Annotated in this window: 14 protein-coding genes; 5 read left to right on the top strand and 9 right to left on the bottom strand. The window is 50.0% G+C overall.

Going from position 1 to position 21,536, the window contains the following annotated elements; genetic code table 11:
* Nucleotides 1–683 (top strand): hypothetical protein (locus AArcSt11_RS11950; protein WP_250597325.1); only part of this gene is annotated, 683 nt, incomplete at its 5' end.
* A gap of 28 nt (nucleotides 684–711) precedes the next feature.
* On the opposite strand, the gene AArcSt11_RS11945 is transcribed toward AArcSt11_RS11950, so the two are convergent.
* Both AArcSt11_RS11945 and AArcSt11_RS11940 read right to left on the bottom strand, forming a co-directional pair.
* Nucleotides 712–1,491 carry an HhH-GPD family protein gene (locus AArcSt11_RS11945; RefSeq protein ID WP_250597322.1) on the bottom strand — a complete coding sequence of 260 codons (780 nt, stop codon included), beginning with the start codon at nucleotides 1,489–1,491 and terminating at the stop codon, nucleotides 712–714.
* The gene (locus AArcSt11_RS11940) at nucleotides 1,488–1,742 is read right to left on the bottom strand and encodes a helix-turn-helix domain-containing protein (protein WP_250597320.1); all 255 of its coding nucleotides are present in this window, start codon (nucleotides 1,740–1,742) and stop codon (nucleotides 1,488–1,490) included. Before AArcSt11_RS11940 ends, AArcSt11_RS11945 begins: the two co-directional genes overlap by 4 nt.
* Before the next feature lie 116 nt (nucleotides 1,743–1,858).
* Here AArcSt11_RS11940 and AArcSt11_RS11935 point away from each other — a divergent pair, with 116 nt between their 5' ends.
* Nucleotides 1,859–3,217: a DNA cytosine methyltransferase gene (locus AArcSt11_RS11935; RefSeq protein WP_250597318.1), complete on the top strand. Its 1,359-nt coding sequence runs from the start codon at nucleotides 1,859–1,861 to the stop codon at nucleotides 3,215–3,217.
* Between the two features lie 217 nt (nucleotides 3,218–3,434).
* On the opposite strand, the gene AArcSt11_RS11930 is transcribed toward AArcSt11_RS11935, so the two are convergent.
* From AArcSt11_RS11930 to AArcSt11_RS11905, 6 genes are all read right to left on the bottom strand, one after another.
* Entirely contained in the window at nucleotides 3,435–4,958 is a 1,524-nt protein-coding gene (locus tag AArcSt11_RS11930) for a hypothetical protein (RefSeq protein ID WP_250597317.1), read from the bottom strand.
* Complete coding sequence (locus AArcSt11_RS11925; protein ID WP_250597316.1) at nucleotides 4,955–6,598, bottom strand: hypothetical protein; 1,644 nt, start codon at nucleotides 6,596–6,598, stop codon at nucleotides 4,955–4,957. The genes AArcSt11_RS11930 and AArcSt11_RS11925 overlap by 4 nt, the downstream gene beginning before the upstream one ends.
* A complete protein-coding gene (locus AArcSt11_RS11920; RefSeq protein ID WP_250597315.1) occupies nucleotides 6,595–8,259 on the bottom strand; it encodes a hypothetical protein in 1,665 nt (554 codons plus the stop codon). Before AArcSt11_RS11920 ends, AArcSt11_RS11925 begins: the two co-directional genes overlap by 4 nt.
* A 236-nt stretch (nucleotides 8,260–8,495) precedes the next feature.
* Nucleotides 8,496–9,362 (bottom strand): phospholipase D-like domain-containing protein, encoded by an 867-nt coding sequence (locus tag AArcSt11_RS11915; RefSeq protein WP_250597313.1) that lies wholly within the window; start codon nucleotides 9,360–9,362, stop codon nucleotides 8,496–8,498.
* Complete coding sequence (locus AArcSt11_RS11910) at nucleotides 9,352–11,133, bottom strand: DUF8724 domain-containing protein (RefSeq protein ID WP_250597310.1); 1,782 nt, start codon at nucleotides 11,131–11,133, stop codon at nucleotides 9,352–9,354. Before AArcSt11_RS11910 ends, AArcSt11_RS11915 begins: the two co-directional genes overlap by 11 nt.
* Nucleotides 11,133–14,606: a helicase-related protein gene (locus AArcSt11_RS11905; protein ID WP_250597308.1), complete on the bottom strand. Its 3,474-nt coding sequence runs from the start codon at nucleotides 14,604–14,606 to the stop codon at nucleotides 11,133–11,135. Before AArcSt11_RS11905 ends, AArcSt11_RS11910 begins: the two co-directional genes overlap by 1 nt.
* Nucleotides 14,607–14,765: 159 nt before the next feature.
* On the opposite strand from AArcSt11_RS11905, the gene AArcSt11_RS11900 reads away from it, so the two are divergent.
* From AArcSt11_RS11900 to AArcSt11_RS11890, 3 genes are all read left to right on the top strand, one after another.
* Nucleotides 14,766–15,674: a hypothetical protein gene (locus AArcSt11_RS11900; RefSeq protein WP_250597306.1), complete on the top strand. Its 909-nt coding sequence runs from the start codon at nucleotides 14,766–14,768 to the stop codon at nucleotides 15,672–15,674.
* Nucleotides 15,635–16,411: a hypothetical protein gene (locus AArcSt11_RS11895; RefSeq protein WP_250597304.1), complete on the top strand. Its 777-nt coding sequence runs from the start codon at nucleotides 15,635–15,637 to the stop codon at nucleotides 16,409–16,411. The genes AArcSt11_RS11900 and AArcSt11_RS11895 overlap by 40 nt, the downstream gene beginning before the upstream one ends.
* Nucleotides 16,412–16,488: 77 nt before the next feature.
* On the top strand, nucleotides 16,489–20,118 hold the full coding sequence (locus tag AArcSt11_RS11890; RefSeq protein ID WP_250597302.1) for a DISARM anti-phage system protein DrmE domain-containing protein: 3,630 nt from the start codon (nucleotides 16,489–16,491) through the stop codon (nucleotides 20,116–20,118).
* 83 nt (nucleotides 20,119–20,201) lie between these two features.
* On the opposite strand, the gene AArcSt11_RS11885 is transcribed toward AArcSt11_RS11890, so the two are convergent.
* Nucleotides 20,202–21,296 carry a PDDEXK family nuclease gene (locus tag AArcSt11_RS11885; protein WP_250597301.1) on the bottom strand — a complete coding sequence of 365 codons (1,095 nt, stop codon included), beginning with the start codon at nucleotides 21,294–21,296 and terminating at the stop codon, nucleotides 20,202–20,204.
* Between the last annotated feature and the right edge of the window lie 240 nt (nucleotides 21,297–21,536).

Raw genomic sequence — 21,536 nt, 5'->3', positions numbered from 1 at the left:
AGACACAGTTCCAACACCCTGCTTCCTTCATTGAGAACGTTTCTATGACACGCTCTATATTTACTGCAGTTGTTGGAGCAATTTTGATATATATGCTCACAAGAGATGGATCCCCGGATTTTCCTTGGATTTCTCAGCTTTCTGCACTTACACCCGCGGATTTGGCAATTATAATCCTATTTAGTTCACTGATTAGCTCGTTTTATGGACCGAAGTTGCGCTCACGAAAATATTACAATGCTGGTCAAGAACATCAGGAATTGTATGATGAGATTTCTGATTTTATAGAGATGGACATTTCCAACCCCCGAAAGAATAACAAAGAGCTTCGTGAACGGTTGGATGAATTAAATGTACGACGCCATCGGCTCAACCAATCAACCCCTCAGCTCGGGGGGATCTGGTATTATGGTATGAAAATCTGGGGTTGGACCACTGAAAAGATCAACAAATCCTACTGTCTAATTGCCCCGTGGAAACAGACTCCACAAGGACTTTATAACACAATCCATCCATGCAATAATAATGACGATGATGACGATCCAGACACGTCGAAAGATGAAGACAAGAAGCCGGAAGAAATACTCCGTAAAAAAATTGTAAAGAGGAAGGAAGCTGAGCGGGCTGTAGAAAGGGGCCTGAGTGATACGGCATATCAGTCAGAATATTTCAAAGCTAGCTGAGTTGAGCAGAACCACAAATTGGATCTGCTCAGTTGGACGCGTAGTAATTGCAGGATTGGCTAATCGGACATGATTTACAGTGGGGTGTCTTTGAGGTACAGACAAGTGCCCCAAGGTCGAGAATAGCCAGATTGAAACTTCTCGCCATCTCGGGATTCCCGGGAGTCAAAGCTTCCAGAAGGGAATACACCTCATCGCTCTTGTGTGGCTGCTGAGGCATGTCGTACCCGAGTACCCGACCGATCACCCGGGCGAAGTTCGCATCCACAAGAGCTAGCGGTTCCCCGCGGGCAAACAGTTGTGTTCCCCGAGCCGAGTAGGTCCCAACGCGCCAGGGGAGCTGCAACTCGTCGATATTGTCCGGAAGCTCCCCATCGAACTCATCAGTGAATATTTCTCCCACTTCACGGAGGCTCCGTGTCCGCTGGTTAGCGAATCCAAGTGAGTGAACGGATTCCCGTATTTCTTCTTTTGAGGCATCGGCTAACGCTCCGGGGCCGGGAAACTGGTCAATAACGCTATCGTATACATTTTCAACGGCGTCTCCCCGTGTCCGCTGTAACAGGATCTCGGCAATATACACTTCCCACGGATCCGTACTCTTTCTCCAGGGGTATTCGCGTCCGTGAACTTCTAGCCACTCCAGTAGATCCGGAACACTGTGGACAAACTCGTTGATTCTCTTTTCTGGATCGGCTACACCACCCTCTCTGGCACAGCTAATTGCTCTGTCGACGTCGATCTGAGATTCATATACTTCTACAGAAACAGCCGTCTTTCCGAATGGTAGCAAGCACCTGTCAGTCACTTTTTCAGATCCTCAATGATGTTCTCGCCTTTTTCAGTGGAATTCCATAGACGTCCTTTCTTTCTATCTGGCGTTATGCATTCAGCCATACCATGATCTTCGAGGTCAGATAGGACATTGCTAACGTGGCTGAGGTAGTAATCCGTCATCTCGGACAGTTCTTTCGGGGTTCGAGGTTTGTCATCCAGTGCAAGTAGAATACTCTCTCGGTAGTCGCTAGCTTTCACCCAGGCGTACTCTTCAACGTCCATTCAGACCTGACAGTAGTCCATTGCGGAGTATTTAACTTGATTACATTATACACACAATATAGAGACATGGTTCGAACAGCAAGTTTAAACGACCATCACCACATTGGAGAGAACATATGACCGACGATCGCCTCACTGCAATTGACCTCTTTTGCGGAGCAGGAGGGCTCTCTCAGGGATTATCTGATGCCGGGTTTGAGACTCTCTGGGGTATTGATCACGAAAAGAACACCAAACCGACATACGAGGCAAATCACGGATGTGAAATGACGGTTGGTGACATCCGTGAAGAAGAACCACCGGACCTCGGGCTCGAAAAAGGCGAACTGGATCTGGTTGCGGGAGGACCACCCTGTCCGACGTTTTCTCTGGTGGGCAAGAGCAAGATCAATTCTCTTGAGGGAAGAGACAACCAGAGCGACGAGCGTCACCTTCTCTATGAAGAGTTTCTTCGGTTCGTCGATCACTACCAGCCGAAGGCCTTCCTGATGGAAAACGTGGAGGGAATGCTCTCGGCAGAAAATGAAAATGACGAGCCAGTGGTCAAGACTATCAAAGAACAGATGCGGGGCGAGAGACAGGTTGCGGATCTGGATCTGGATCTGAACTACACGGTTCGAGTCCAGCTTCTCGACGCTGCTGACTTCGGCGTCCCCCAGCACAGAAAGCGGCTGTTCTTCATCGGGAACCGGATCGGTGCCGATAATCCCGATATGGTGGAGTGGCAGTCTCACCGCTCACCCCGGAATGAGGAAGAAAAGAAAATCAAATACAAACAGGACCCATCAAAGCGTTCCAGCGAGGACCAGCATACTCTCGAAGGGTTCGTTGAGGAAGAGGAAGAAAGAGAATTCCCAACATTCCGAAAAGACATAGACAGCAAAGAGCCATGGAATACGGTTGCTGATGCTATCCTTGATCTACCACCAGTTTCACCAGACGGAAATACCCCACCCACGAAAGCAGAAGAATACGAACTTGGACCGATCTCCGAGTATCAGTACTGGGCCCGAAATCTCGAAGAGGAAGCCGACTGGGAAGATCAACCCCTGCTGAACCACGAGTGCCGTGGACACAATATGAGAGATCTCACCCTCTACAAACTGCTGGGTGAGGGGACGTCCTACATAATCGGAGATATTCCTGAAGAGCACCAGCCCTACAGAACAGATATTTTCCCCGACAAACTGAAAAAACAGAATCCAAAGGAGCCTGCTACCACGATCGTGGCCCATCTCTACAAGGACGGACACATGTTTATCCATCCGAACGAGGCCCGATCAATTACTGTCCGGGAGGCTGCCCGACTGCAGTCGTTCAAAGATACTTTCGAGTTCCCGGTCGCCCGTACCCACGCATTCAAACAGGTGGGGAATGCCGTCCCACCGCTACTGGCTCAGGCCCTGGGGACTGCGATTCGTGCAGAAATATTTGACAGGCCCGTTCAAGAGCAGGAACTTCAGAAAGCGGATTAAGTTGGGCCGGGATGCGGTTCCATAGGGTATCCAGATGAAAACCCCTTCTGCTTTCTCCAGATTTGAGCTGGTCGGATGCAAGGAGGATGAGATCGGAGCATTATGAAGACGGAAAACACCTAGTGATGCACTGGTCTAGTTGTTAAATTAAGACCGGTTGGCGAGGGATCTCTTGAATTGCTCGAGCTTTTGTGGGCGAACAGGGAATCTTGACCGTTTACACTATTTTGATGTCAACTTGCACCAGATCCTTCTCTCCGAGCGCTGCAATATCCTGTAACAGATTTTCGCGATCTCGGTCAAATTCTTGAGTTACTTCATCCCAGACAGACTCCGCTTGTTGGTCCTGATCATTTCGCTCGAGTAAATAAGTGAACAAATCCTCCTGCTCCGGTGTCAATTTTTCCCGAATCGGCTTGCGGACTTCTTCTTCAAGTTCTTTAGAGGATCGGAATAATTCAACAAGTTCTGCTGTCGAATCTGCGGACCGGGTATCATTTAACAGCCCATTCAGTTCGGACTTTTCCTCTTCTAAATCAAACTTTGTTGCCAACTGCCGTGTCGTCTCGATGTTCGAGGCCACCACCTTTTGTAACTCTTCCAGTTGCTCCTCAAGCTCGTCCGTGCTCTGTTGAACACTTTCGATATTGTCTTTGATGTCGCTAGTAGAATCCGCAGCGAAACTGCCATCCAACGCTTCTACCGCCTTCTCAACCTCTTGATCCAGTGCGGATACCTTCGTCTCGATTTCACTGGGCACCTCTCCGTCTGGGCCCCGATATTGCTCAAGTGAGCTGATACTGACTGAATCGAGTTCCTGCAGTGCCTCCTTCACAATCTCCAGAATAGAGACATACCGATTGATCGAATTCGATGGCCCTACCTCTTCCTCAACCAACTCAAGCGCGTCCTCAGCTGTGAATGATCCATCCGGCGCTTCAATTCTCTCAGCAAGGCTCTCGATATTCCCCCAGCTGCTGTTTATTTTGTCCAGCCATCGCGTCCAGCGTTCTGATGTCTGATTAATTGAAATCGCGATTGCATTAATCGAATTCTTTTTGGACACCTCTTCAGCCAGATTTTGCTCAAGAAGGGCCAAGATATCCCGGTAAAGTGTTTCCCCTGCACCCGTGGAATACTCAAGATTCCAATCGCCAACCCATGCTTCTTTCAATCGTGTTAATTCTTCCGCTAAACTCTCGAGGTCACTGACCGATGACACCGACCTGACATCCTCAAGAATCACCTGGTCGATGTCTTCCTGTGAATCCCCCAGAAGGCCTCGCAGCTGGTCATGTGCCCTCTTCGCATCCTTTACAGCCTGATTGGCCGCATCAATATCCTCTTTGACAACCTCTCGGAGGTCGTCCTGGACCTCGTCTGACAGCGGGGGGAGCCCTGTCGCGAGTAACCAGCTAAATATCTCATCAACAACAGCCTCCGCCTGCGGGCTGCGAAGAATCTCTGTCAACTTCTCAGCAACATTTCCTGTGGTCGTCGGAAACTCTTCAAGTTTGAGGTCATCATCGAGTAGCGTTTGGATCTCCTCATGGGCCACTTGTTGGAATGCCTCTTTCACTTGCTCCCGGTCATTTGGCTCCAGACCCGGGTTACTGCTACCGACTTGCTCTTCGAACTCGTCTTTGAGCTTTTCAATCGTCTTTGCTGCATTCTCATGCGCCGCCAGACTAGAGGAGACGTCATATCGAGTAAATACTGCACCGAGGCTGTCAAGTGTCATGCCGTATCCTCCATGAGGCCAATCACTGTTTCAAGCGACTCTCGAGTCCGTTCTCGTTTTTGTTCGATTTGCTGGATCTGCTGGTTAAATGTCTCGAGTTTATCTATTGGTTGCGCGAGGCTAACCAAATCCTGTTTGGCCTCATTGATGAGCTGCTCCCACTCGTCAATCGTCGCATCGATCTCGTCATCATCTTTATCCAAGTCAATCACTGGGAGATCAGACTTGAGTTCTTGCAACCTATCATCCCATCTTGAGTCGAGGTCCGTTTTCACCTGCTCTACCGGCGGCACGTCAATCGTTACGGAGGTGTCCTGAATTTCCTCGTAGATACGATCGATAGTGTTCAGGTGGCCATCTTTTGTTTCGTTGAGTTGATCCAGTTCATTAATGAGCATATCAATCTCGGAACGTCGGTCCTGTAACTGGGTATGGTACTGGCCAATACGCGTTTCGATAGTCGTGAACACAGATGTTCGCTGCTCTCGTTCGACGCCAAAAAGATATCTTATAATCTGGGAGTTGATCTGGTCAACACGTTCGATTACGTTCTCGAACTGATCAATTTCCGCAGAGGAGACCTCGATTTTTTCCGATGTGAAAGTATCATTATGCGATTGGAGTCGAGTGATTTCTTTTTGAGTATCCTCAATCGTCTCCCTGAGACTGTCCCGTGTCTCCGTGTACTCGGAATCAATATGTTCGCGATGGTTCTGGATTGCGCGAGTACCGTTAATTGTGCGAAGAAGGCGCTCAGCGATTTTTCGGTCATTCCCGGCAAATTGGCTGGTGAGCAGCCGTTCAATCGGGGCCTCATGGCTGTAAATTTCGCGGATGTCGATTTCCGGGTCGACCCGATTTAGAACGTTGAACAACTCTCCCGTCGCGCCCTCTTCGTATAATTGCTGGGCAGTCCGGAACTCATCCCGGAACCCATCTGTAGGGAGATCGTATGATAGACTGAAAACACGTTTGTACCCCGAAATATTGTCCGAACCGCCCGATATGTACCCCGAGTCATCAATATCGTTTTCCCGGAGAAATTTAACCAGGCTTCGGACATCCTCTGTTGCATCCGTTGCACCTGAAGCAAGCAACAAGTAATCAATGATTGTCTGATCAGTGACAATATCTTTTTCCAGCCTGTCATTCATATCACTCGCCCGATCAGTCTGGACTTCAATGGGGAACATCGAATGGAGAGACGCCTCAATTGCGTCTTCCTGTGTTTCGACTAGTTCGGTGACTGTATCGACGACACGTGGAAGATAGTAGTCAATTTTTCGTTCGTCCTCATCGGTGATCCGATCACTCTGAATGGTCGCTTGAAGATCAGCGTCAGGATCCGTCTCGAGCATGTTGTACAAAAGACTGGTTGTGAACGTATTGAGACGGCGTTCATCAAGGGCTTCAACGCGAAGTTTCCCAATCTCAAGTGCCTGTTCGACGGTTGGATCTTGGTCGCGGGCAACCGTCGTGACCGTCTCAACCGCTTCAGATGCTTCCTCACCAAAGAGCAAGATAAGAAACTGCTTGTTTGGGATCAGCCCCTCTTCCGAGACTGTCGACTCAAGGAATGATTCAACAAGCTCGTCGACTTCAGACTCACTTCCCGGGACGGGATAGAGTTCAACACTCATTGTGACTCTCCCTGTAGAATCTGACCAAATTCACGCAGTCGCTGCTCTGCGCTGTTATGATCCTCAAGCTGCTCTGCGAGATTAGCGAACTGTTCAGTGACACTCTGGCCTGTCGCAGCAAAGTTGAGCCGTGGATTCGTAATCAGACTTGGGAATGCTACTACTAATGTCTGCAGGCCGGGGCCAACATAACTCTCTGTCGTCAGCTCGTCGCTTTCAGAAAAGAGATCAAAAAACTTCCCGAATTCGCCGGCTAACTCTTCTGCAGTCGTGCTCTGGATGAACTGCAAGAGTTCGTAGAGGAAATCTACAGTTTCCTCCTCACCATCGCCGCTCTCCTCAAGTGCAATATCATGGATTCTCTCAGCAAGTGGTGCGAGCATGCGGTCTTTGCAAATAGTCCCGCGCTGGAACATCGGTGTTTGTGCAGCACCAAACACAAGCTCACCATCGCTATTTGATATCCCCCGTAGAATCCGTATGAGGAATCGTCGGACTAATTGATCCGATACGACAGCATCATCGTACTTGTCGAATCGATGAGTCCCTGCAAGGAAGGCATCTGCAACTGCATCAAGGCTCTCTGTGCCACTGTCAGTCAATACAGGTGAATCACTGGTAGCCAACTCGTCTACTGTTAGTCCCGCCATATTTTTGATTTGTGTGGGTGCTGGAGTAAACAGTGTAGCTGCAGTAAGATCTCGTTCCGTCTCCGTCAAGTCTTGAAGATATTCCTCAAGTTCCTCAAGTGCGATAATGTCCACTCGTGACATCGCCAGGTTCGGGATATCCGCAAGTGTATTGTAGCTTCCCTGAAGGCCATCTGGACGCATTTCGTAGCCCGAATTCGCAATTTCCAGCCATCCCGGCCGGCCGCGTGACATCCACCAAATAAAGTTTCGCTGTTCCGGAGTAATCTCTGATGCAAGTACTGATGGAATACTCTGGGGTTTTATGATTGGGAGAGTTACAGGATTGACACGCCGGTATTCTGCTTCCCCCAGTTCGTGAACACTTGCATACCCGAATCCCCCAATTAGATAAAACGAGGAGTTGCCTCGCTCGACTCGTTCGACGACCTCGCGTAGCGGTCCAGTTGTCTGGGCAACCATCTCGCCCAGCCGATTGTAACTTTCCTCCATTTCATCTACGATGAGGATGATCTCATCACTCTGCGTGGCAATCTCACTAAACTCATCTTTGGAGATTCCGAGAATGTCTGCATACTTTTTGACATCTGAGAGACGACCAGCATCCAATAAGTAGTCTCCGCGGTCGAAGTTGCCCTCGTCAGTGATCGTTGAATTGATATCGTCGAGTCGTGATCTGGCCACATCTTCCATTAGATCATGTAGTTTTTCTTGTGAGATTACCCCTGTTTCAGGGTACTCGTCATGGGATTCTAGGTCATCAAGAAGCTGACCCATCGTGACATACAGCGCTGGCTTTCCGGTGTTTGCATATGAGTATCTAAACAGATGAGACAGAAGTTGTGTTTTCCCAGCGCCAATGGCACCTATGATATAGGATGCTTGAGTGATTTCTTCGGGCCAGTTTCGAATACTGTTCTCGATTTCTTCACGACGCGACTGGTGTTCATCAGTCAGATCCTCCCAGTCAGTTTCCAGGGTTGGTGTCCGCTGTCCCTCGGTTCCGCTCATAAATAATCACCACCTTTGCTGACCACAAAATAGTTTGGATATAATACGTGCACAGATTGTGCAATTTTATTTATATTACCGTCGGTTCTCGAGTCCAGATATAACCGCCTGATTTCTGCCCGAAGCCTTGGAGGCCAGCGTACATAATCATCAAAAATTACCTCCTTTCGGTAGGGAGAAACCCATCTGATGATACTACAGCCTATTGTTGTATTCCTAGAGCCATCCAACCCCTGCTACAGGACTGACTCTATATCGACGGAACAAAACAGGTCTGAGTTACAGCACTGTTCGAGATACGAATTAATCTGCTCTACAGGGACCCCTTCCAGATACAACCCCATTTCAACAGCATTTTGCAGACTCTGATTAGTAAGATTAGCACTACCAACATACGATCGGTGACTGTCTACCACCATTGCCTTAGCATGCAACGACGCATCTTGGAACGCTGTCGTATCAATCTCAAACACACTGAATTTCTCCAGTTGTCCACCATCACGAATCCGTGACGCTAAACGTCCAATGTCATCTGCATTTGACTGATCACCTTTTTCGATATCTCGCGTGATCATCCGCAGTGACACCCCCCGTGCTGTAGCAGCAACGAATGCATCCAGTAACAGATCAAGCCCACCATCAGTGAAAAATGGGTTCACTACAACAACCCTTTCCGATGCTCCCGCGATCATTTCTATCATCCTGCCCGTAATACTGGAGTGCGGAATTCCCTCAATTCCTGACGGCGAACTCGTTACCACTTCGATCTCTGCAGGAGACTCTGTAAGAATAGAGTCAATAGCATCTTGGTTTTCCATAGACGAAAACCAATGAATTCGCTCAATCACCGTGTCGAACACGTTATAATTAATTTTATACACTCCGTCTTCCTCACTCAGCGCTAAAGCATCTACCAATACCAGCCGTTTTAGCACTGTCCGAGTCAGTTCCCGCGATACACCAAGTTCATCAGAAATCGCATCAACTGTTACGCCACCCTCAACGGCCCCAGCACAGTACTCAATCACTGCACCAAACATTCGCGGCGGAACACCCAACGACTGCAGGTTGTCCGAGAGATGTGCGATTGACTTAACGTCCATTGGTTAGCTCCCAGAAACCGGTGACGTCCCGGCTTGTTGTGGCTTCGCCATACAAATGCCCGCGACTCAAATTTTGATTGAAGTGCTGGCAACTAACTTCACTTATGTGCGTGCACGCATGACACGTCCCGTTCTGTTCAGCGCAAACCGGATCATATAGACAGAATCGGGATTCTTGCCGTACATCAGACAGCCAGTTCTCCAGATTCCGTTCAACTAGTGTATAAAGTCCTCCAATTGTAAAGGACTCCGTATGGTTTGAATAAATTGCTATGGATAATGCCTCAGGGAACAGGAACTCGGCAAGGCTCGTTCTCTCTATTCCCGAAAGCTGTGCAGCTTCTTTGATTAGCTCATGTGAGACCGTATGTAGCAACCCATGCACATGCTCTGTCACCTCGTCCATTTCGGACAACTCCGAGTATGGTCCAACAGTCTCCATACGATTATACACCAGTGCTCTTGTTTCCGCATCACTCAACTCCGCAGGGTCTTTAGACACCAGATTATTTATATATAACCACTCCGCGACAGCGATTGGGTCAAGCGACAACAAAATCGCCTCCGTCTCGGTCCGTGTTGCATAAATTGGAAGACCATTATCTTTCTGCGGAAACGCTTTGATTGCTGGGAAACGCCCCTCCTCAGGATCATCGAACGTTCGATGATACCCAAACACCCCTGTGAGAATCGGGAACTCGCTTGTCAACCGTAGCTCCGCAATCCCCGTTTTCGCGAACTCTGCCTCCCAATCAACCGGTCGATCAACATCCGCAAGGAACTCCGCAGTACGCTCACTCTCAATCTCTTCCAGTGTCCGCAGGAAATTCAAATGATTCCGTGACAGCTCCCGATCCGCATCTACAAGTTCATTCACCTGTTCCTGGACCTCACCTAGCTGCTCGGATTCCTCAACGAGGTCCCCGTACTTTTCTTGAAGAGCAGCCTTCTGTTCAGGCGACAGCGTATCGTCATTCAAGATATCTTCAACACCACTATCTCCGCCTGTATCCCTCTCCACGAGTTCCTGAACTTCTGTATCTGGATGTTCAAAGAGCCCGAGTGCAGCGCCAAGTGATACTTCCCGTACAGTGTCTATTTTTTCGGAGCCTTCTTCGAGGTCGTAGTGATGGTGGATATGAACATCTGTGAAACTGTGGATGCGATAGGCCATCGAAGCGCGATGAACAGTCGGTTGCATCGAGTTGCCGCAGTCACATTTACGGTATAGTCCGCTTGAAACTTCCTCATCACAGATCTTGCAGACCCAGCGGAAGTTCTTGTAACGCTCAGCACTGCTGTCAAGAATCATCCACTGGTCGTTGTGCCCATTCCGACAGCGCGGAACCGGAATCGATTCCATCTCCGAACACTCATCACAAACCATCACGTGGTGAATCTGCCAGAGCCGTCCGCTCCCGCAATGACTGCAGTTCACCGGCTCTGAGGCCAGTGATTCACGATTATAGGTGTGATCGACGACATGGCCACAATTCCGACACCGGAAAACGAGTGGAAATACTTTCGTAATGACAGAGTCTGGCTGCTGAATTGTCCAGAATTCTCGTTCTGGCGGAAGAAATCCTTGCGCTGGACCGTCCCAGTTATCCACTTTCGCCCGTACACTTTTAATTAGGTAGTCGGTATTAACCTCGTCTGAGATGTCGGTACTGGAGATTCCTTTGACTTGCTCGATTGTATCGTTCTCCGGGTTATCAAAGGTTTTCCCGGGCATAAACTGATACAGAACTTGCGCAAGGCCTCGCTGCATCAGTTCTCACCCCCTTTGTCGGCCAGATTTTCTACGATGTGTCCATCCTCTCGGGTTGGGAATACCTGAACTGACTGGTCGACATCTCGGAGGCTGAACATGGTTCCATGGTCGCCGGGAAGACTATCACTGACGAAGTTCTTTTGTTTGCTGTCGATTGCGCTCATGAACTGAGTGACTTTCCTCTCGATAACGTCTCTAAAGACCGGGCTCTTGTGTTTATCAGTACCATATATCTCGCAAAGATCTTCGATTAATTCTTTTTCGGAAATCATCCCCTGGGCGTGTGCCTTTGCGATCGTTTTTGTCTGGTAGGGAGACCCGATTTCTTGATAAATCTCGGTGTAGTGCTTCTGGAGGAGCAAGGACATGAACAGGCCGGGGAGGGTTCGTTTCACACTGAACTTTGCCCACCGATTGACTGGCACTGGCTCGACAAGCCAGTCTTGATATTCATGATATTTATCAAAATAATGGAAGTGACTACGATCACGTTCACGGATCGGGTGGAACGCGTCAACGATAATACCGGGGTATTTTCGGCCCACACGACTGCTGGACTGGATATATTCGGCAGTCCGGCGAGGCATTCCGAAGAAAATCATGAAGTTCAGAGCATCTAGGTCGACACCGTGGCTGATCGTGCTGGTCGCAATGATGACTTCCTCAGTGTCCGTATCGGGGTTATCGGGCAGGGATTCAAATCGATCAAGCATCTCCGAAACGGCCTGGAAACTGCTGTCCCCGCTGAGAGACATTCGATCGATCTCGTCGTATCCGTCTCTGGTGAGATCCTCATTAATCTGAGTTTCAATAGAGGTGTAGATCCGAGCGCCTTCTTTCTTGCTAATAACATAATTCACGGCGGTCTCATAGAAGCTAAGCAAATCACTGAGTTCGCTCAATGTATCAATAGTGTTGAAATCCTCGATTGAGAGGTCCTCGGCTGCCTCAAAGTTGTCCCGCAGATCTTGAACCGCGCGTTGCTGAGCCTCAAGAATGCTGACAACACTGTTGATGTGTGATCGATTCCACGGGGTAATTCCAAGAAAATATCGCTGGACTTCATTGGGGTCCTCAGTAGCGTAAAACGATTCCCGATATTCGGGTCCGGGGACTGGAAACAGTGTGGCGTCTCGCTGATAGAGATGCGAGATCTGATTCTCATAGGCTTCGATCGTCGCTGTAGCCGCGATCAATTTCGGTTTCTCGTGGTTGCTCCATTCGATGACTTTCTCCATTGCACTCCAGTAATGCGATTCAAATGTACCCAGTTCTTCTTTGACAAGGTGAAGCTCGTCCTGAATCTGGAGCCCGGGCACCGGATCCTTCGGGTACAATGACTGATGTTCATCAGCGTCAATCGAGCAGAAGTACTTCTCTGTGCATTCTGTCCCATCAGTAAACCCATGATCTGGACAGCGTTCCTCAACGTGCCCGAGGAGCAGCCGGAATTTCCGCTCGTACCCAAGTGCTGCGAGTTTATCCTGCGTGCCGATAACCATCGTCGGCAGGTGCCGGTAGATTTCGTTGTCGATGACGTAGATTGGCAACCGATCCCAGCTACACTCATTATTGATGCACGTATGATCGACAGTTAATTTATCTGGATTAAATTCAGTGATCACATCACCACTACATTTCGGACATTTGTTCAGGAACTGGTGGCCTTCACGAGAGATATTATGCAAGGAATCGTTCTTCCAGCGGTCCGCTAGCTCCTGTGCTTTCTGGAGATTCTTGGCCGAGTCTCTCGCATCAAGACTGCTCTGTGCAAATTCTTTCTTGATCAGATCACGTAGTTTATTTTCCGTCCCTCCCGTTAGATATCCGACCGAATAGCGGTCTCCACCAAGCGAGTGCCGTTCGCGGATTTCATCCGCGTACATAAACAGTTCCGTGATCCGCTGGAACTGCTGGAGACTCAATAGCCGCAACGGATACCGCATCATCGACGTTAAACCGATATTCTTCCCTCGAATTCGGTCAAAATGCATAGCCGTCACAACGAGGCCGAGATACGCCTCCGTTTTCCCTCCGCCAGTGGGGAACCAGAGCAGACTTACCTCCTCGCTCGGCGATACTTCCTCCGCGAGACTGGCGTGTTCGCGGGCAGCAAGGTCTGGCAGATTGGAGACTATAAATACAATCTGGAAAAGCCTCCACGAATCATACGCCCGGGACCCATCATCCTGTAGCACTTTCACGTCGAACGTTTCGTTCATCAACTCGAACGCCCATCGAATATCCTCGTATTCCTCGAGTACCTGGATTCCGCGTTCAAACCGCTTAATCTCGGCCTCAAAATCTGCCATCTGCTCACGGGCCTCCTCAGCCACCGAAGATCCGTATTCCGCTTCCAGTTCTGTAACTTTCGTACTCCAGACCCGGTCGCGATAGGCTTCCATTTCACCCTTCAAATCTCGCAGGATCTCCAGTGGCTCATCAGCCAATCGCTGGAATCGGGGTACTGACTCATCATCCTCCGGTTCTCGATGTCGATACCGATACTGCTCGTGAATCGGCAGACAGGTAGTCTGGAGCGTTTCTTGTTCCGCATCTGTGACGCGTTCAACTGAACAGTTAATCCCGTACCCCTCCAGTTCGCGGTCATAGCGGTAGTCTTCTGGCAGCCGCGTAAACCGGAACGGGGCAAACGAGACATCATTGATTTCGGACACTGAAAGGCCAGCACCGAAGATCGTGTGCTCGATCAGGTCTGGGTCCGGAGCATCACTGGCGATATTTTCCAGACTGAGCTTCAATTGTAATGGCCCTGTGTCATTCGGATTCAGCACATCGAGTGCTACTCGCACATCGAACTTGGGAGTCTGTAATTCGCGGTTAGCCTCTGCGGCATGCTTACGATAGGTTCCGGCGTCGTCGAACTCACCCTCATGAAAATCATCGATCAACTGCTCCCCAACCTGACCACTGCTGTACTGGAGCGGATCATCACGAATGTCTGCATGCACATCTTCTAATGCATCACCAATTGCATCTGCAATCGTGGCTTCCGCATCGTCCAGCGATCGCTCTATAGCTGCTATATCTGCTTCCGGCCCCGGCAGCGATACTGTGACAGGCTCTATATTGGGAGACAGTTTTCGATAGACTGACTGTTCTGTGTCGATGCCCCGGTCTTTCCACCGTGGAAAGATTCGATAGAAGACATCAAAATCCGGCTTGATTGCCACCTGTGGCCCGTCATCTTCTCGAACCACACGAATGATCATGTGCAGTGCACTTGGTGAGATTCGAGAATAGATATCATCGTCATCATGCTCGATATCCGCACGAGTCGGTGACAGCGCCCCCGAAAAATAGGTACTCGATGGAGCACTCCCAATGTGTGCGTCTTGATGGCCAATATGATCTGAAGTTGCTTGATTAGTTACCTCGTCCAGTAGGTACTCGGAGATAGCTTCCATATCCTCGATGCGCGGCGTTTTTTCCGTTGACTGTTCAAGCATGAGATATGTACCCTCTGGTCAGCACACACTATATATTCTTGGGAGAGAATCACTGCGGGAGAAACAAGATGTCGAAGATGCGGTGTTCTACGACTGTATGGGACAGCAGAAGGTTTTTATCTGATGCGCTGAGAGTATTGAATAGACCGTCCTTCCGTAATGTCTAATACAGATCCAACGAAGGTTGCGCTTTACCTCACTGGGGAATTGCTCGATCAGCTCCCCAATGGTACGCACATATACAAACTGGATCTTCACAAGATCCTATATCTGGTCCAAGCGAATCTGGGCGAAGATAATGATATTTCGAAAGCTCTTCCATTTTACTGGTATCTCCATGGACCCGTCAGTCAGCCAGCCTTCGATGCAGGTACCAGAGCCGCCCGTACCGGCGTCGCATCTGTCGAAGAGACAGGAGATGCGACAAAGTTTATGCCGGGGCCAGAGACACCGCCAGAGCCTTCGATCGGCAGTGCTGATCTGGACGAAGCGGTAGACCAGCTCGGAAGAGTAGTAGAGGAGTATCGGTTCCGCGAGCAACGCGATCGAATGCTTCAGGACGAGATCTATGTAGATGCGCCTTACGAGTTCCAACCGGAGTTCAAATTTACTACCCTGCCCGCACTGCAAAACTTTGCTTGCGAGGAGAACCGTACTGCGTCGGATCTCGAGCAAGTGCTGTACAGGGCGGAAGGGAAACTACCACTTGATCCCGCGTTTGAGGCGTTTAACACCCGTTTCAGCCGCTTTGTGTCACTAGCTGATACATTCCTCACAGCGGAGACGAACGAGTATCCTCTCCTGCGGGCCGAACTGACCGAACTTACTGAGACCACGTGGCAGGTCTTCTGCAATCGCCTTAGATACGAAACTGCCAGTGGAACGGATGCAGAAACGCTTGAACGGTGGGAACAACAGGCAAACCAGTCGCTAGCCACCTATGAGCAAAGTCTCACTGACTTTGAATCACGGTTGCTGGATGCAGGGATATACGCACAGAACGCGTCGCGTGCCACGGAAAATGAACCATGGGCGAAAGTGACAAAATCAATCCTGAACGAGAGTTAGCCAGTCTGAAGGGTCATTCCAAGCACTTCCTTGATGCTAATCTCTTGATTGGGTTCAGTGTGAAATGGGATGATATGCACTCGGCGAGTGCATATTATTTCGACATCTCGACTGCAGAGTACGTGACCAGCATCCGTGTCCATGAAGAGGCACGAAAGGTTGTCGAAACGTGCCGTCGGCGAACACTTCAGGTCGCCGCCCGTGTGGCGGATGACTTCTCAATAGGTGAAGAATACCGCTTGATAGATGATCTCCAACGGTTTGTCGACCGAGAATTTGACGATTTAAAATCGCCAGTAAAAAAGTACATTTCCCATCGAGAATCGATCTTTCAGCAACTTGCTCACAGTCCCCCAGACAACCTGAAGAATGAACTCCAACAGCAAATCAAGCAGGATTTTCAGGTGGCTGTCGCATTTTTGCAGAAACTCAAGACCCCCGAGAGCAGTCTCCATATCTGGACGGATGCACCCGAAGATCACTCACCAACTTATCCCGGGAAATTCAGCGATTTAAATCAGATTATGGAGAATAGCGATGATCGGGATTTGCTCCTTGATGCATACCATTATTTTGAAAAGCAGCAAGAAGATTCCCTGTTAATCGCCACATTAGACCGGTCGGATTTCGTTGAGGATCGATCAGCGCTTGAAGACACGCTGAGATCAATCAGGATTCTCGATCTGCTTGGCCTGTACCGGGTGACGGCCGGCCAGACTGCCACCCATGACCATTGAGAATCTCGAAACCAAGGCACGAGCATGCAGACAAGGCGATCTGCAGCCTCGGTATTTGACGGGGTGCAGGAACTAGTATGTCCGGATCTACAGACCGCGTCGAGCAACTGCTCGATAATTACGATCAGGTAGAAGGGGATCGACGGTGGGCGATCATCGACGAGCTCGAGCACGTTTTGGAACGACACCCTGAGCGAGTACTCCCATATACCAGCCGCTTTCTCAATTTATTCCACAATTCCAGTGGCGGTCTCAAAACGCGACTTGGGAAATTCCTTCAAAATCTGATACAGACTGATCCGGAGGTTGCCACAGGCGTTCTCGAAGAATTGGGCAGCGAGTACACGTCAGACGGAGAGGTTACGAGAGAAACATATTATCAGGCGGTTGAGACTCTTAGCGAAGTAGGGTCTAATGACGTTCTCAATGAGGTTTCTGCAAATGCTCTCAGCCCATTACTCCAGGGCAAAATCGACCAACGCATCGCGACCTACAATTTGCTTGCCCGTATTGGCGGCACGGAGAGTGTCAAGATACTGCTTGATTGGCGTGATGACGAAACCGGAGCCCCGGAAGAAGCCGCAGCCGATGCACTCGAAGTGATTCACGAGCGGGCCGTTACAGACCTGAATGCCGGAGAAGATTTGCCAACTGCTTTAAAGACGTTACAATTAATCGCAGCCGACCAGCCGGATCGACTACATGTTGATTTCGATCTACTGTATGAACTAGTCTGTGAGGGCGACGACGATGTTGCGACAACTGCAGCAGATATCCTTGTTGTCGTTTCCGAAAGTCCTGACGTTGAGACGGGTCTTTCTGTCTGGCAGCTGGTCACTGACCTCGATAAGACGGATCTCCGGGCACATGGCCGGGTCGTAGGCGCTGTTGCAGCCGGCGAATCAGCCGAGTTATCTGCAGTGATCAGCGAGCTCGTTGACCGACTGACTGGTGCCAAAGACAGATCTGAGCGGGAGCAATTGCTGGCTGCCCTGATTGAGGCGGGACGCATAAAATCCAGCAAAGAATTTCCCAAACTGGATCATATTGTGGGGCTTTCACGGGATGCAGAGGGATCGACTCGCGCCCTTTATATGAAACTGTTTGGCGGACTCACGCAAACAGTAGCCGATCCGGGTAGCCTCATCCCCGAGCTCCTGCGGGGATTGCAAAGCGAGGATCCGAAGATTCGTCGAGCGGCGAGCCATGCGCTCTCCGGGGTAAATCTATATCCAACGCCAGATGCGCTGGCAGCTTCCCAGGAGGACCCTGATCCAGATGTGCAAGAGCGAGTCGATACTGCGACCAATCAATCAGCTCCCGAAGGTTGTCTTCCCCTTCGCTTTGATTCAGAAGAGGAAAGCCGCCTGTTGGGATTGCAGGCATCATTGAAATATGCAACAGTGCAGGGGCGGTGGGATCCGATCGAGTTTGACGAGTACCACCAAGCACTGTTCCGTAATCTCGCGATGATGTATCAATCAGGTGGATCTGGCCGAGTTTTACTCCCGTATTATGTCCCTCATGCTGGTGTCCTTGTGCCACTGGAGCTTGCACTACAGGGAGCTCACCAATATGAGGGGGTCCGGGTAGCTGTGTATACGCCCGGAACCTCCGTCCAGTGGGGAACGCTCAAAGATTTTAGAAAAGCTCTTTCATCATATGGGTTTGGTGAAAAGGATAACATATCTGGGACAGCTCTGCCGGCGACCGAGTGGCTAACAGTAAGCCGTGTACAGGGAGACTCCGTGACTCCCTACAACACAGACGCCAGCGGACCAAATGAAGTGGTCTTGACAAAGTCACTGGAAGGATTAGCAGCAATAGACGCCCCCGATGTGATTGTTTGTAATCTCCAAGCCCACACATCAAGAAGTGAACCAGAGCTAATTGATGCAATTCGTGATGTCGCGCCAGAGACATCGGTAGTCTTCCAGTATAGTTTCTTCACGAAACACGACGCTGGGTATGGCTGGCCACGGTATGGGTATCCTGAAGAGCAAAGCCAAGGAATATCACGGATTGTATCGCGGCTACCAGCTCAGGCGCTGGGAACAGCAGGGCCGGAGACTGAAGAGGATCACATCGTGCCCGCTATTGATCAAGCCCGGGCGCAGATATGCCGGTTGTCCGATCCACGGTCGTTCATGCTCCATAGCTTCGGAGCCGGCGAGCTGATTGACCACATCAATGGAATTTACGAAAAGTACGTCGACCTTGACGAACCAGCGACAGAGGAGCTCGCTGGGACGATTCGGAGTCGGTTGTTTAATATACAGCGGCTCTCTGTTCCGACAGATCTGTACAACGAGTGGGTTCGAGAAGAATCTGTCAGGCAGGGCCGGTATTCACCTGAAACAACAGAACAGTTGCTTCACTCACTGGACCAGCTGCGTGATCAGTACGAGCAAGCGTACGTTCCAGCGACGGTCAGTGAAGTGATTGACCACCTCGAGGCGATGTACGACGCACTCTCGGAGTCGAATCCAAAATTCACATATCTTACAGAGCAACTGACGGAGGCGACGCAGACCGATGAGCGTATCGCGATCGTCTTTTTGTCTGGCCACATGCAGCAAGTGTTTGAGTATGCGATCCGTCAAACCACGTCGTATACGCCTGCAGATCTTGAGAAACTCGGAGTATATCTTTCTCAGCCCGACCAGTTCCGTGATTTTGATGTAGTTGATCGGGTACTCTTACCGGCAGATGTTCCGCCGCCTCTCGCGAATTATTATTTTGCGCCCAATGCCGAGAAGCTCGAGTTGCTCACTTATGGGACCGATCGCCAAGACCGTCTCGAGGGGTGGATTGACGAACAGGCCACTCGTATCCACGATCAACTGGGAGTACCCAATGAGATCGAGTGGCCAGCCCAACCGGAACTAAACGAACAGCCACATGGCCGCGACGTGGAGGAAACAGAGAAACCGTCGGAGGAATCACCGTTTCCGGACGTGGAAACATTCCAGGATACCAGTAGTGCGTTCACAGCCACTGGGCGCGGAATGGGTGCGTCGGGGGGTCCAGAGGCTCATGAGTCGGGCAAAGTAAGGATCTCAACCACGGATGCGAACGAAGTAGAGCTCGATTTTAGTCGATCAGTCTTGCTAAAGAAATCAAGCGTCGGGGAGAATAGCTCCGAGTTTACGTGGATAACTGCTCATGATCTTGTCACTGGAGATACGGTCAAGATTATCCCCGATTCAGTCCGACAAGAGCTTTACCAAGATGCACTGTCAGAACTCTACGGGGAAGGCCCATCTGGGTCTGAAATTATAGAGTCACTGGAAACGTGGTGGTCGACGATGCGGGAGATCTACAGTGAGTATGAAAATATCGGTGTGATTTACAGCTTACTTGATCGACACGGTATCGATAAAACGGAGGGAACTGTCAGAGACTGGTTCCGTGCTGTGATGGCAGCTGACGAACCAATCGACCTGGTCGAAAATCCAGATCTGACGATTGGGCCGGATAGCACGAGTGACATATATATCATCGGACAAGCTTTCGAGAAAGAGGAATTCACGGAGTCTGCAAATATCATTCAGAATGTTATGAAGCGGTTCCGGAAAGAAAACCGTGATCAGGGGCGCGAACTCAACCAACAAATCGCGAATAGCTTGACTGAACTTGACGCAGATATATCATCGCGAATCGTCACCCATACAATTGAGGATGTGACTCACCAGATAGATCGTTGAGACGGGTACTGTTCAGTTGCTTGATTTCTCACGTTAGGCTGCGAACTCTGGAACCAAATAGTCCCTTGCAAGAGCATCTGTACTCACGCGGAAATATCAGCATTTCCGATCTCAGACTCCACACCCGTGAACTCCACTACATCTTCTATGAATTGATCTGCTGGCCGAAGCGTATAGGAGAGATCATCGGCGTCATGGTACCGATTCCAGACAAACGAGTCCCGGGGGACATAGATCCGACTACCGTCGTTGCTGATATCCTCTAACTTCTCACGTGAAACATCAGCCATCAGAAGAGAGACAAACCAGACCTCATCAACACCAATCTCGGCTTCACGGGAGAGGCTCTGCCGGAACCGCTCTCGAAGCGTTCGCTTGCAGGAAAATCCAATACTACCCTCGGGTCCCTCGACCATGTTATCAATCTCAAGATCCCCGAAGTGTGCGGGATCTCCAGTTGCCGGGATCTCGAACCGGTCGAAGATATGCTGGAGTCCGGTCTCAAGAACGTTTCCTGCAGTCGATGCTCTACTCTGTCCAGCTCGACGTTCGTACTCCTGGACGATACCAGAGACAATCCGGGCTACTTCTTTTTCTCCGATGTGAGATTCTTCATCGAGATCGTTCATCATTTCGTGCACATAATCGATTAGAGGCTCCCGCTGAGCACCCAGTTGATAGGCCTCTCCGTCAAAATCGACATTGTACAGAGCATCATAGGCTTTCGATGGATCGAACCCCCCGGACTCCGTCCGGAGTGTCTGGTCCACTATCTCCACAATCTCATCTTCGCCATAGCTGGGAGTTGTATCCAGAATCTCACTGGTCCGGACGACTGCGTCAATAGCGATCTGGAATTCCCTGACGTCGTCCTCGTCGTCAATTCGACGCAGAATCCTTTCGACAAGGTCCTCCGTCTGGCGGTATCGTTTGGAGATATCGCCAGCATACATCTTATTTACTGAACCGGTGATGAGATCCCGGATCAGCTGTTTCTGTTCATCAAGATCTGACTCTCCATCCCAGCTGTTATCATCAAATGTACTGTCGAGGTGTCCAGAGAGCTGTCTCAGCATCCCTGTTTCCTTGGTAGCATAACTGCCATACGACGCCGCAACAAGATCACGAGCAAACCAGTACACCTTGAATTCTGAAGGATCTCCAGAGTAGTCTGCCATTCATCCTTCAGCAATTCACTAAAACGTCAATAGAACAGGTTACAATATTCACACATTATGGTTACATCCGTGCAACCAGACCCGCCTGAGCAAGCTTCTCACACCATTCCTCAACTCGGCTCTTGCTCGTGTTGAACTTCATCACTACTGAGTTCGTCGCCGGAGTTTCCCACGAGCGATTTCCGAGATGCTCAAGGATCCGTTCGTCAAGCGTACATGCCCCGTGGGCGGGCTGTTCAT

The sequence above is a fragment of the Natranaeroarchaeum aerophilus genome, assembly GCF_023638055.1.
GTDB lineage: Archaea > Halobacteriota > Halobacteria > Halobacteriales > Natronoarchaeaceae > Natranaeroarchaeum > Natranaeroarchaeum aerophilum.
This window is presented reverse-complemented; position numbering and strand designations above follow the sequence as displayed.

What these genes read in the sequence shown, in the direction of transcription:
- AArcSt11_RS11885 (WP_250597301.1), bottom strand. Translation starts at nt 21,296, where the DNA reads ATGGCAGACTACTCTGGAGATCCTTCAGAATTCAAGGTGTACTGGTTT.
- AArcSt11_RS11930 (WP_250597317.1), bottom strand. Translation starts at nt 4,958, where the DNA reads ATGACACTTGACAGCCTCGGTGCAGTATTTACTCGATATGACGTCTCC.
- AArcSt11_RS11935 (WP_250597318.1), top strand. Translation starts at nt 1,859, where the DNA reads ATGACCGACGATCGCCTCACTGCAATTGACCTCTTTTGCGGAGCAGGA.
- AArcSt11_RS11915 (WP_250597313.1), bottom strand. Translation starts at nt 9,362, where the DNA reads ATGGACGTTAAGTCAATCGCACATCTCTCGGACAACCTGCAGTCGTTG.
- AArcSt11_RS11895 (WP_250597304.1), top strand. Translation starts at nt 15,635, where the DNA reads ATGGGCGAAAGTGACAAAATCAATCCTGAACGAGAGTTAGCCAGTCTG.
- AArcSt11_RS11925 (WP_250597316.1), bottom strand. Translation starts at nt 6,598, where the DNA reads ATGAGTGTTGAACTCTATCCCGTCCCGGGAAGTGAGTCTGAAGTCGAC.
- AArcSt11_RS11890 (WP_250597302.1), top strand. Translation starts at nt 16,489, where the DNA reads ATGTCCGGATCTACAGACCGCGTCGAGCAACTGCTCGATAATTACGAT.
- AArcSt11_RS11940 (WP_250597320.1), bottom strand. Translation starts at nt 1,742, where the DNA reads ATGGACGTTGAAGAGTACGCCTGGGTGAAAGCTAGCGACTACCGAGAG.
- AArcSt11_RS11900 (WP_250597306.1), top strand. Translation starts at nt 14,766, where the DNA reads ATGTCTAATACAGATCCAACGAAGGTTGCGCTTTACCTCACTGGGGAA.
- AArcSt11_RS11905 (WP_250597308.1), bottom strand. Translation starts at nt 14,606, where the DNA reads ATGCTTGAACAGTCAACGGAAAAAACGCCGCGCATCGAGGATATGGAA.
- AArcSt11_RS11910 (WP_250597310.1), bottom strand. Translation starts at nt 11,133, where the DNA reads ATGCAGCGAGGCCTTGCGCAAGTTCTGTATCAGTTTATGCCCGGGAAA.
- AArcSt11_RS11920 (WP_250597315.1), bottom strand. Translation starts at nt 8,259, where the DNA reads ATGAGCGGAACCGAGGGACAGCGGACACCAACCCTGGAAACTGACTGG.